Raw genomic sequence first — 12,816 nt, forward strand, 5'->3', positions numbered from 1 at the left:
GTTTGGCATGTCAAGAAAATATCTTTACATAATGGGAATAGGTCCAAATTCATTGTTTGGTTGATCGATTTGAAATTTCGTTGATATATTCCATTTTCTCGCTGATCAATGCCCGTTAAAGGGACTAAAAACCATTTCACAACACATTATTTTGTCCAACGGCATACAAAGGCAGCGCGTTCCCGCCCTGCCTTTGCTTATTTTTTTCTGTTTTTTGCCTCCAGCAGCCTTCTCATGCGCTCTTCCCGCTCTGTGGGTGTAAGTGATTCCTGTTGTTTTGAAGGCTTTTTCTTTTCTCGTCTTACTCTTGGTGTTTCTTTTACAGGGTCAATTTCCTGTACTTGAAGCGGAGTTTGCTTCGGCTTAACCTGCTTAGATCTGGCAGAGTTTAGATTTTCAATTTCCCTTTGAGATTGAACTTTTTTCTTTTTCTTAAGTGCTTCATCTATAATTCCAATCAACCCAAACCGCCTAACAGCTATTTCCATAAAAAAGAGCAGAAATGCAGCAAGGATTAGCCATTCACTGATCGACTGTTTTGTATTGGCAGAATTTCTAAGCGGACGAAAGCTTTCCTTTTCACCTTTAAGTCCTTTCCCTCCTGTAAGCTTAGACAGTTTCTCCAAATGTTCCTTATTGGCACCCTTTTGCAGATACTCCTCTGAGTAAGGAATCGTGAAACCAGTCTGATGGATTTGCACACCCCCATTGTGGTCAGTCTGTTTAATATTGAGAAAGTACATTCCGGCATCTTCAGGCATGACCGCTTCATATTTCCCTGGGGCGATCAGCCTTGTATTTGCCTCTATCTGTTCACCGGTTTCCGAGACAATGGATGTTCCTATAGGCAGCGACTTGCTATTTGCTGATTCTAGTCTAAGGACCGTATTTCCAGCTCTCTTCTCAACTGAAACTCTATATGGTTCACTTTCATACTGAGGCAAGGTTTTCGTGACAAGCTGATTAATAAAAAACGGCCATTTTTCCCAGAGGGCCCAGTCCCCTGACCATTTACCAGCGGAATCTGATGTGAAAGCAATCGTTCTTCCCATGCCGTATTGCCATTCAGCAAGGACAGGGTCATCTTTTTCACTCATTACCGGTACCTGGGATCGCGCCTTTGCCGTTGTAGAAATATAGGCATTCATTTGCGGGACACCTTTATCAAATAATGCCGACCAGTCAGGATATGGCTGTATGCTTGGATAGAATGGTTTATCTTCAATATAAGTTCTTGTAGCCATCACAGTTTCCCGTGATAATATGCTCGGAATAATGGATGAGTCAGTTACATCGTAAAATCGTCCTGCTCCCATGTCCGCAAGGTCTTCAAGAAGCCCTCTGTCAGCATCCTGCCCAAGTGCAACAGTTGAAAGTGTAATATTCTTCTCTTTTCCGCTTTCAATTAACAGCTCATAGTCTCCATCTGCAGCTGACTGTCCATCTGTCAGCAAAATAATATGCTTCCTCTGAAGCTTCAAATCTTCCAGTTCCCTATAGGCCTGCTCAAGAGATGTAAAGATTTCAGTACCTCCCCCGGGGGTTATGGACTTAATTTTATCAATCGCCTTCTCTTTATCTTTCAAAGGTTTGGTCTCAAGAATTTCCCAAGGTCTGTCATCAAATGCGATGAATCCAAGCGTGTCTTCTTCACGAAGCAGCTCCACTGAACGTGCAGCGGCCTCTTTTGCCAGTTCAATTTTGTTTCCTGCCATGCTTCCGGATCGGTCCATAACTAGCACAAGGCCTAATGAAGGCATTTCTTTCTTTCCCTTAATATCCATGTCCACCGGAAGCAATTTTTCGATAGGTGTTTTAAAATATCCCCCTAATCCGAAGCTTTCTTCGCCGCCTAACATGATAAAGCCTGTTCCGAATTCCTTTACTGCTTTCTCCAATAGATTCATCTGATTCTCGGAGATAACGGTAGCTGGGACATTATTAAAAATGATCGATTGATAGTGCAAATACCCCGATAGCGCGGTCGGAAGCTTTTCAGGAGGTACAGCATCTGCCTCTATGCCCGATTCTGCCAAAAGGGTCTCAATATTCCCGGATTCCTTTCCCTGTACAATCAGCACTTTTGGAGTCCCTTTTACGTTTACAACCGAATTCAGTGTATTGTTTTCGGAAAAAGTATCATGATTTGCTGCGATTTCTGCCTTATATACTGTTAACCCCGCAGTATCTGCCTTATGGGTGAAGGTATAGACATTCTTCCCTTCATTAACTTGTACGGATTTCTTTAGTACTTCTTTATGATTGATTGAAAGCCTGATTTCAGCTTTTTTACTAGTATTGCTTGCCACTTCAATTATAATCGGAGCCTTTTCCCCCAGATAAAGCGAGGCTGGCACCGATAAATCAGAAATAGAAACGTCTTCCCCTGAAGCTGACTTCAATAACACATGGTCAATTTCAATATTTCGGTTTTTCAAAACAGAAGCAGTCTCCATGCTATTGCCTGCAGTTTCATTGCCATCCGACAAAAGGACAATTCTTCCTGCAGAATCCCTGGGTACCAGAGACGCTGCAAACTGCAGGCCTGCTTCCAGGTTGGTTTGAGCAATATCTACCTCCCCATTAAATTGGGAAACAGCATCGGGATTCATCCCAAGACTCTGTTCGAGAATTACATTTTCACCAAATGCTGCAACTGCATATTGATCCTCATTTTTCCTATAACTGACACTATTTTCTATCCAGGCAAGAGATTCCTCATGTTCACCGATGCTCGCAGAACGGTCGGCAAGGAATATCACGGTCTCCCCTTTGACAGACAGAAGGATCTGCGGAACAGTCAGTGCAAAGATCAGCAAGGTGAAACTGGCCAGCCGGAGACCGGCAATCCAATACTTTTCATACCCTTTCGCACGGTGAGTCCGTATATACAAAAATACCAGTATTGCGGCCGGAAGAAACAGCAAAAACAGGAAGGGATATTTAACCTCTATTCCCACGGCGATATACCTCCCATTCAAAAGCAATTAATAGCAAAGCAAATAAAGTCAGCCAAAACCATAAAGTCTCATTTGGCCTTTGGGTCATACTTTCTTTTTCTGAAGACTTTTCATTCATTATAAAAGAGTCTTCAGCATCTGCATTTTTTTCCCGTTCATCGAGAAGGACAGAAAAATAATAGATTTGGTTTTCTGATACAGCCTGGTAGGTCCCCGGTACAGCAGGAACTTTGAAATTTTCATTTTTTAAATCTAGCGTATATAAGTTTTCATCTTTATTATTAAAAACCTCCCATGTGCCATTGCCCTCTCCGATATTAATCCATCTCTCTTCCCCCGAACTAAAGTACCCCAGGAAATCTGTCTGATGAGATAACCATTGGTAAGTATTATATAAAAAGATGGGGAAACTGGGCTGCAGCGGCCAATCTGTATCAGCCAGGTCAAAGTTCACAATAACAATCGGCTGTCCATTCAGCATTCCTTTTTGTATCAAAGGGGTTTTTCCGCTTTTCAAAACGGTTTCCCATTCTCCCTCTGGAGAAACGGCTGCGGACCCTATAAACACTTTGTCAATATCTACATATTGAAGGAGGGCATCATCTGTACCAGTAAGCTTCTCCTCGAGCTTTACTTTTTCTTTGCTGCTATTTAAAAAAAGGAGAGGCTGTTGAGGGAGTTCAGATGTTGCTTTTCCTTCAATCAGAACAACTCCCTTTATATTAAAACCGCTGATGGCATCAGGTGATGTCTGGAGCAGCTCTGCTCCTAAATTTTGAAATCCTTTCACTGCAAAGGGGTTAACGGAGCCCATGGCATAAACCTTAGGTTTTTGGTCTGTAAAGATTGAAGCGGCTGAATTATCAGCACTATAGCCATCTTTAATAGAAATAGCTGCTTCATAATACGGTTTTTCAGGAAGGTTCGGAATGTGAACGGTTGTCTGCTCATTTGCTTGCAATGATAGTTTTTGTTCAAACAAGACTTCATCTCCTTTATGCACTTTGAAGCTTGTATCTATATTTGTGGCAGACTGGTTTTCGATCACTGCAACAGCTGAAATGTTTTCGCCAATTGCCGCAGTTCCAAAGGATTGCAATGATATGTTTCCTTTGTCCTCTCCAACGTTATGTACAACAGTGTATAAATCATCCACTTTCTCTTTTACCTTTTCAGGAGTAACAGCATCTGAAAAAAGATGGATCGCTGTATCTTTGCCCGAAGATAATGAAACAGCCAGGCGCAATGCCTTGTCCATATTTTCATGTTCATAAGTCAGCTCCAAATTTTTAATGGCTTCCCGGATCTCCTTTGGGTCTTCCTCCCTGCTGAGCAGGATCTCATTTTTATCTCCTGCTTTAATGAGCGTGATTTCCTGGCCGCTGAGTTTGCCAGCTAAATCAAGCATTTCCTGCTTGGCTTTTTCAAACCGTGTGCCTTCTCTTTCCTCAGCTGACATAGAGGCAGAAGGATCAGCAATGATGATTAGATGTTCGCCCTTCAGTGCATCTTCAAGCCAAAACGGCTGTACAAGTGCCAGCATTAATAACAGGAGCGCCAAAATTTGCAGCCAGAATAAGAGATTCTGCTGAAGTTTTTTTAGCCATGGAGATGCCTGCCATTCGTTCAGCACCTGCTCCCATAGCATGTTGGATGAAACGGTCATTTCCGAATACTGTTTACGAAAAAAGTAAAATAAAACAACGGCCCCTATAAAAATAGATAAACTAAAATAGATAGGATTTAAGAATTGCATGCGATCGTCACCTAACCAGTCCCTTCGCAAAGAGATCCCTAAAAAGCACTGTCTGAAGACCCCTTGAATCCGGGGCAAAAATATACTGGCCGCCATACCGTTTGCATAGAGCCTCAAGCTGCTTGTTATGATCCCTCAGCCTCTTTTCATAATCAGCTAGAATAGAAGGACTCATCGTGACGTTTACAGCCGTACCAGATTCACTGTCTATTAACTTCATGTCCCCTGAGTAAGATGGTGCCAGTTCCTCTTTTGCTTGCACCTGGAACAGCCAAAACTCCTGTTTTAGCCCTTTCAGTTTCCTGAAGAGGCTTTCCCATTCCTTAAGCGGCTCAAATCCATCAGCTATTAGTATTGCAAGCTGCTGTTTTTTGGATAAAGCATCACGCAAAAAGCCAAGAAAGTTTTGGGAAAGCATACCAGACTCAAGGTTTTGGATTTCCAAATATGTACGCCTGCTATAAATGGAGCCCTTTCTCTTAACCGGGTGGACAACAGCAGAAGATACCGCTGTAAACAAAAGCCGGTCTTCGGAAGAAAGCACCATAAAACTGAGTGCAGCAGCAAGCCCTTTGGCGTACTCCCACTTCGATTGGATCTTTCTCATTGAAGAAGTCGCATCAAGATAAACAGCAATGGAAAGTTCCTGCTCATCCAAAAACCGTTTAATATAATGCTTTTGAGTTCTTCCATAAACATTCCAATCAATTTGGCGAATGTCATCACCTGGCTGATATGCCCTAAAATCGGAGAATTCCATGGAAGAACCAAATTTATTGGACTGGCGTGAACCAGCATAAAAACCCCTTTTCTTTGTTTTTACAACTAACCTTCTTTTCTGAAGCCTTCCAAGGAGAATTTGTTGACTGTTCATCACCCTTTTGCTCCCCGTCCCAAATCACTTAATAATTCTTCAATGATCGAGTCTGCTGTAATATCAGCGGCCTCCCCTTCAAAGTTTAGGATTAGGCGGTGCCGCAATACTGGTTTTGCAACGTTTTTAATATCTCCGATTGATGCATGAAACCGTCCGGAGCACAATGCCCTTGCTTTAGCCATATTAATTAGGCTTTGAAGGCCGCGCGGGCCGCTTCCATGCTGGACAAATTCCCTTACTAATTCAGGTGCTTCCTCTGAGTCTGGATGGGTTGCCGTAATCAGCCAAACTGCATAATCAAGAACTTCATTTGAGATAAGGATCTCCCTAGCCAGTACCTGAAGGGAAATCACATCATCCAGCCCCGCAGTTTTTTTCAGATGTGTGACCTGTGCACCTGTTGTTCTTAAAGCAATTTGCTTCAGCTCTTCCTTCGTAGGATATTTAACATTTACCTTGCAAAGGAATCGGTCCGTTTGAGCTTCTGGCAAAGGATAAGTGCCTTCCATATCAATCGGATTTTGAGTGGCTAAAACGAAAAACGGCTGTTCCATTTTCTTTGTTTCACCCATAATGGTTACCGTTTTTTCACCCATTGCTTCCAACAGTGCACTCTGTGTCTTGGGTGTCGCCCTGTTAATTTCATCTGCAAGTATAATGTTTGCAAATAATGGACCACGGTGAAAACTAAACGTTTGCCTTCCTGCGTCGTCGGGCTGCAGCAGCATGGTTCCGGTGATATCAGATGGCATAATATCAGGTGTGAACTGAATGCGGGAAAATTTAAGATCCAGAACTTCTGAGATTGTTTTTATCAGCATGGTTTTTCCAAGTCCTGGAAAGCCCTCCAGCAGTACATGGCCTCCTGCAAATATACTCCACAATACCTGTTCAACCACTTCTTCCTGGCCGACTATAAATGATTGGATTTCGTCTTTCACCTTTGCGATGATGTCAGCAGCTTGTGCAAATTCCTGTTCTTTTTCCTCTATTACAGACATTGAAGTCACTCCTTGTCAGGATCTATACTTGTAAAATAATTTTTAACGATTTCTTCTAAATCAGCTGGAAGTTTATATCGATCCGTACTTTGCCTGTATGCTTCTTCATAATTTCCAAAAACTTCACTGTATGGCCTGATATTCCCTTTTAGAATAGGACCTTCTCCATCAAACTGCTGGCCTGATTGACCTTCACCAAGTATGCCATTATCATTTTCAATATTTTGCTGTCCTTCCATATTGGTTGGAATAGTCAAAAAGTCTCTTGATCCCTGTCCAAGACCTGCCCCGCCTCCCTGTCCGCTGCCCGAGCCACTTCCTGTTCCTGTTCCAGCTCCGGCAGCTGAGCCTGATCCGCTGCCTGTACCCGATCCTGATCCGCTGCCTGTACCATTTGCGGAATTATTGCCAGTCTGATTTTGATTTTTTTGCTGTCCGGAATTACTTCGCTGCTGTGTATTTGAACTGGCCCCCTGACTCCCGGGCTGGCCAGGCGGAGCAAATGCCAGCTGACCGGGAGGCATCCCATTTGCAGCCATCTGCTTTTGGAGGGACAGCCCTGAACTCTGAAGCGCCTGCTGGGCTGCAGCAAGCTGTTTTAAAAGTTCTTCTGATTGCAATGCATCTTCTAGCTCAGCCAGCAGCTTTGAAAGCTCTTCTTCTGTTAAAGGTTCATCACTGCCTGTAAGCTTACTCAATGCTTTTCTTTGTTCTTCACTTAATTTTTCTTTCTGTTTTTCAAGCTTTGACAATTCTTTTTCAAAGGAAGCCAGATCCTTTTGATCAAGAAGACGGCTTAATTGATCCAGACCATTTTTATCCAAGTTGGATTTCAAATTTTCCAGCGCAATTGATTTTTCTTTTTCTTTAAGTGCGTTAAATTCCAGGCTCTTCTTTTGTTTTGCCAGCTCTTTTAATGCTTCTTCGGCCGATTTTTTTTCGGCAATTTTTTCTTGTGCTTCTTTTAAAGCCTTTTTCACCTCAGGATTTTTTTCCTTCTTTTCTTTTTTCTCTAGTTCCTTTTTTGCTCCTTCTACCAGCTCAATTTCCTTCTCTTGTCTTTGCGCCAATTCCATTTTCTCGCTTGGAATCATATATAACAGCACTGACAAAGCAAGAAAAGTAAAAAATGCTGTAAGGGGCTTAGGATATATGAAAACTTTCTTCCTGCCTAAAACGTGATGATGGACTTTTTTCATATGCTTTAGTGCATCAGCAAGCTGCAATTTAGCTACTATTCCATCATCCGTTAGAAAAGAATGCGCTGTTAGTACCCTGTCTTCTGCTACAAACCTGTTATACACCGCTGCAGCATCAAGCATGTCTGGCCATTGATTCCAAATCCGGTAAGCAGCTGAGGCCGCAGATAAACATACAATTAGAAAAAAATAGTAACCAAGAAAGGGGATTGCTACAAATCGGGCAACAGCAATCAACAGAAATGACAAGAATGCCGCTGACAAAAGGAATACCTGGAACTCCATAACAATCAGCTGAAATAGCATCTGTCTCTTAATCGGTTTTATTAATCTTAAAAATTGAATGCGGTCTTCCATCCATTTCATTCCCTTATTAAAAATTGCGGGCAATCCCGAGTCTCAAAGAGGCATATTCGAGATTTGCCCGAACAAGTCCGCTATTTAACCTTTTTCATATTGGGACGAAGCTTCTTGATGCTAAGCAGCACAGCTCCAATGAAAATCACTGTATACGAAATTAAATATGAAACCCATAAAGGAAACTCAATGCCTGTTGACCTTGAAATTTCATTTGTGATCTCCGGCTCAAACGTGCTGATCAAAATAATAACTGGGTTAAGCATGGCCGGAAAATAAGCCAAAGGATTTGTAGGCTGTGTAGCTGTATATCCATATGCATTAGTTAGCTGCATAAAAATTAAAGCCAGAAATGCCGTTCCCCCTGCTAAAAAAAGAGTAACACCATAGGTGGTAACCATTGATACAATTGTTTTCCGAATGAGCGTTGAAAATAGGACCCCGAGACTCCCGAAGGCAAGGATTGTGAATAAATAAAAGCCCATTGTCGTAAGCAATTGCCCAGGCGATATTCCGCCAAATAAAAATACAAAGCTATAAAGCGGCAGACTAGCCGCAATTAGCAGAATCAAATATGAAATAGAAGAAATAAGCTTGCTCAATATAATGCTTGCAGAGCTTTGGGTTGTAGTCAGCATAATATTCAGCGTTTGCCTCTCCCTTTCACTGCTGATCACCCCTGCAGTTAAACCAGGAGTAATAAAAAGAATTAAGGCAAGCTGCAAAACAGAAAGGACCATAAACATTGTCCGGCTCTGATCCGGCTTAAAGAAGCCCTGCATATTATTTGACAATGATTCAATAAAGATAAAACCAACTATGATCAGGCCAAGTGCCAAGAGGTAAAAAAGAACCCCCAAGTAGCTTTTAAAATTTCGGAAGCGGAGCTTAAATTCCTTGTTCAGCACTGGATTTACGACTAAATTCTTCATGTCAGCTCAACTCCCTTTGTAATTTCCATAAAGACATCCTCAAGATCAGTTTCCACTTCAGCGAAGCTGGTGATGGCTAAATTATTCAATATGGCTTTTTTTAGCATTTCTGTTTGTTCTTCAGGAGTTCCCTTATAGATAAATTGGAAGGAAAAACCATCCTCCAGTATAGCCATTTTGGATACATGAGGATCATCTTCAAAATAGGAGGCCGCTTTTTCTGCCCCTGCATGGACTTTTACAATGATCAGCCTTTCCCCTCTTAGCTGAGCCAGAATATCTGCCACTGCCCCTTGTGCCACTAACTTCCCTTCATCAATAATGCCGATTGTATCACACATTTCTGCCAGCTCCGGCAAAATATGGGATGAAATTAATATCGTTTTCCCCATGCTTTTCAATTCTTTTAATATTTCCCTCATTTCCACCCTTGCACGCGGATCAAGTCCTGAAGCAGGTTCATCGAGGATCAGCACTTCCGGATCGTGAATCAGGCATCTTGCCAGACAAAGACGCTGTTTCATCCCCCTTGATAAAAGATCAACATAGGAATCTCTTTTATGGAACAAATTGACAAGGTCGAGGAGCTGCGGAATTAGCTTCTCCCTTTCAGCAAATGGAATACCATAGCTCGCACCGTAGAAATGAAGATATTCATCTGCCTTTAATTGATCGTAAACCCCAAAGAAGTCTGGCATATAACCAATCTGCTTTCTTACAAGCTTAGGCTCCTTTTGCACATCGTAGCCATTTACATAAGCAGACCCTGAAGTTGGAGCCAGTAAGGTTGCCAAAATCGAAAAGGTGGTGGTTTTTCCTGCACCGTTCTGCCCCACAAAACCAAACACACTTCCTTTTTCGATATTTAAATTTAATGATTCAAGTGCTGTAATCTTCCCGTATCTTTTTGTTAAATCAATAATCTCGATCATTTTGCCACCTCCCCTTTAATCGTAATAGCGGGCAATTGCACATAAGGATCGCCCTGTGACGATTTGTTAAGCTTTAACATTAATTTCCCTTCTTTTGAAATATACTGGCTAATGTCATCTTTACTGGTCAGCTTGAACCTGCGCTGATCCGGTTCGATCGTCAGCCACTCGTCTTTTTTATGATTTTTTACTGCATATTGAACTCCCTGGCTATTGATTCTAATAGAAATTTCTTCAAGTTTATATGATTTCTCTGCAAGCTGTTTTGGCAGATTTAGCCTATATTCATATTCTCCGTCTTCCAGCATGATTTCTGAATGGGAGCCGCCCATTCCCTTTTCATATATCTGGCCTTGTATCACATTCCAATCTGCAGCCATCATTCCTTCTTTCAGAGTAAATGAACCAGAAAACACATTTATAGCCTCAAATGGCTGGAGAATAAGATTTGTATTATTTTGCTTTTCTTTTTTTCCTTTGATTGTCACATCGATCACAGCTTCTTTTGTGGTTCCGGCAAGAACCGGCTGTGTAACATCCCCAAGCATAAATGTTGAAGAAGCAAATTCGAGTCTTTCTTTTCTTAATTGATCAATATCATTTTGCCTATTAACAGGGTATGCTCCATTAAAAGTTCCTAAATAGGGCCTTGTAAGCAGGAATTGCTTTGTTGCTTTATCCACTTGTATGGTTTCGCTTTTCTTTAGCGGCCCCAAGTTTATTGCTTCATTACCTGACCATATCGTTACTTCTTCAAAATCATAATCAAATCCATTTGTAACGGTCCCTGTTAGCCGTTTGTCTTTAAGAGTCAGTTCGGCTGTAAATTTATCTGTTATTTCTGTCTGAGCCTTTCCGTAAATTGTTTTGGATGACCAATACTCAACGACAGGAAAAATAACTTCCTTGTTTTTTACTTTCTCAGCCATAACCCCGCCTCTTAGTGGGTCAAACGTGGAAGAATTATTTGAATGCACTACCGCGTTAAATTTACCTTTTGGCATTGAGAGAGTATACTCCCCGCTCTTATTGGATAATAGGGTTGAAGCCTGATAACCGGTCAATAAACCATTATTCACTTTGAAAATCCCCATCTGATTATGCTGCGGCTGTGATAACCGATCTTTTGCTCCCATTCCAAAGACAGCAGCTGCCATTAAGAATGCAAGCGAAGGGATGATCCACCAGGAATGCTCCCTTTTATCAAGCTTTCTTAGTACAAAATATAGTACAGGTACGATCAAAATAATATAACCCGCAAACAGCCCAATTAACTGCCCCATCGAGAAATTGGATGCAGGAAAGAATTCATTTGCTTCTGCAAATTCCCAATAAAGCTGGTCCAGGTAATCATCTGCATAGGGATTGGATCCTGTATTTGCACTGGATGCATGCTTTAAAAAACTTGAAAACCAGGTGCTGTAACCTTTCCAAGAAGATAACGGCTCATCCCCTAAGGAAAAAGCAGTCTGGAGAATCGTACCGCTTCCAAATTCCTTTTTTAATGCCGCGGGAAGATCTCCGCTTTTCATAATAATAATAGATTCATTTTCCAGCGGACCTGTAAAAAAGTTCAGCTCTTTAAATCCGGGTTCATCACTTTTAGTACCTTGCAGAAAATCAGCTGCTGCGGTTGTTTCTTTTTCATATTTCATAGGAAGCAGTGAATATAGCTCCCCATACGATTGACTTGCATTAGGCGCTGCCCCGGCAATTAAAACTCCGCCGTTGTATACCCAATCTCCAATTGCTTTTTGTTGCTGCTTTGTCAGCTGAGATAGTTGATATTCATCTATCAGAATATAATCCAGTGTTTCCAGTCCTGTTGACTCATTCGGCAAACCTTCTTTTGCCAGCTCAATCATCTGAATAGACATGGAAGGAAGCGTTCTGAGTTCTTTTAAACGGTCATATTTATCGCTCAAGACACCAATAACGTTGGAACCCATATCTATAAATTTTGGCTTTAAAGTATCTTCCCCTTTGAAGCCAACTTTTTTCCCGTTTTTCCAATTTCCTTCATATAGAGTGAGTGAAGGAATGTTTTGATACATAGATGGATGATCCTCAGTTATACCAGGTATGGAAACCAGGTATTCTTTGGTGGTCCCTGCAGGAAGCTCGACATCCACTGTCAGAGCACCACCGGTATTATATGAAGGATGGTAGCTTACCAACAAATCGCCGCTAAATGATTCACCGGCGTTTTCCAGCTTAATCAGCAGAGGAAAGCCTTCTCCCCTTTTGACTTTCCCATCAAAACCTTCATCAAGAGTAACTTTGATTTCTGTGCTGGCAGCTCCTGCTGATTGAAAAGGAATAACCAATAGCCCAAAACATAACAAAGCCGCAAACACCAACTTTAATTTTGTATACAACCCAATCTCCCCCATATAAAAATATAAAACATCTGCTTTAACCCTGGAAAAAATTTATCTTTTTATTCTCCAAGGGGGATGAAACACCTTTTGCACCTAACAGTTATTTAATAAGCGTAAATAAAAACGATGTTTCTTTCATAAATAAAGACGGAGAGAAAAACCAAAAAGTTCCTGCAAACGCTAAAAGTTTTAATTTTTCGCGAAAATAACGGGACAATGCAATTACAGAAAAATTATTTAACATAAACTTACCAACATGTAATAATTAGTGTAATTTTACACTTAAAATTTTATTTGTCAATAATAAGAGCATTTGATAATTATAAATAATAAAGTATTCAGAATATTCATCCAATATCTAAAATAAAATTTATTGTACAACCACTAATAATAACAAGAGGAGGTTAAGTTGATGTTCCAG

At 41.2% G+C, this 12,816-nt stretch carries 8 protein-coding genes; all 8 read right to left on the bottom strand.

Annotated features, from left to right (window positions below; all coding sequences use genetic code 11):
- Positions 1–197 precede the first annotated feature (197 nt).
- On the bottom strand, positions 198–2,960 hold the full coding sequence (locus tag NCCP133_RS07820; RefSeq protein WP_264804368.1) for a VWA domain-containing protein: 2,763 nt from the start codon (positions 2,958–2,960) through the stop codon (positions 198–200).
- The gene (locus NCCP133_RS07825; protein WP_264804369.1) at positions 2,944–4,716 is read right to left on the bottom strand and encodes a vWA domain-containing protein; all 1,773 of its coding nucleotides are present in this window, start codon (positions 4,714–4,716) and stop codon (positions 2,944–2,946) included. The genes NCCP133_RS07820 and NCCP133_RS07825 overlap by 17 nt, the downstream gene beginning before the upstream one ends.
- Positions 4,717–4,723: 7 nt before the next feature.
- The gene (locus NCCP133_RS07830; RefSeq protein WP_264804370.1) at positions 4,724–5,590 is read right to left on the bottom strand and encodes a DUF58 domain-containing protein; all 867 of its coding nucleotides are present in this window, start codon (positions 5,588–5,590) and stop codon (positions 4,724–4,726) included.
- The gene (locus tag NCCP133_RS07835) at positions 5,590–6,594 is read right to left on the bottom strand and encodes an AAA family ATPase (RefSeq protein ID WP_264804371.1); all 1,005 of its coding nucleotides are present in this window, start codon (positions 6,592–6,594) and stop codon (positions 5,590–5,592) included. Before NCCP133_RS07835 ends, NCCP133_RS07830 begins: the two co-directional genes overlap by 1 nt.
- Positions 6,595–6,599: 5 nt before the next feature.
- Positions 6,600–8,150: a hypothetical protein gene (locus tag NCCP133_RS07840; protein ID WP_264804372.1), complete on the bottom strand. Its 1,551-nt coding sequence runs from the start codon at positions 8,148–8,150 to the stop codon at positions 6,600–6,602.
- 80 nt (positions 8,151–8,230) lie between these two features.
- On the bottom strand, positions 8,231–9,082 hold the full coding sequence (locus NCCP133_RS07845) for an ABC transporter permease (protein ID WP_264804373.1): 852 nt from the start codon (positions 9,080–9,082) through the stop codon (positions 8,231–8,233).
- Positions 9,079–10,014: an ABC transporter ATP-binding protein gene (locus tag NCCP133_RS07850; protein WP_264804374.1), complete on the bottom strand. Its 936-nt coding sequence runs from the start codon at positions 10,012–10,014 to the stop codon at positions 9,079–9,081. The genes NCCP133_RS07845 and NCCP133_RS07850 overlap by 4 nt, the downstream gene beginning before the upstream one ends.
- The gene (locus NCCP133_RS07855) at positions 10,011–12,392 is read right to left on the bottom strand and encodes a hypothetical protein (RefSeq protein WP_264804375.1); all 2,382 of its coding nucleotides are present in this window, start codon (positions 12,390–12,392) and stop codon (positions 10,011–10,013) included. Before NCCP133_RS07855 ends, NCCP133_RS07850 begins: the two co-directional genes overlap by 4 nt.
- Positions 12,393–12,816: the final 424 nt, after the last annotated feature.

Origin of the sequence: Cytobacillus sp. NCCP-133 (genome assembly GCF_026011715.1) — a bacterium.
Taxonomy (GTDB): Bacteria; Bacillota; Bacilli; order Bacillales; family Cytobacillaceae; genus Cytobacillus.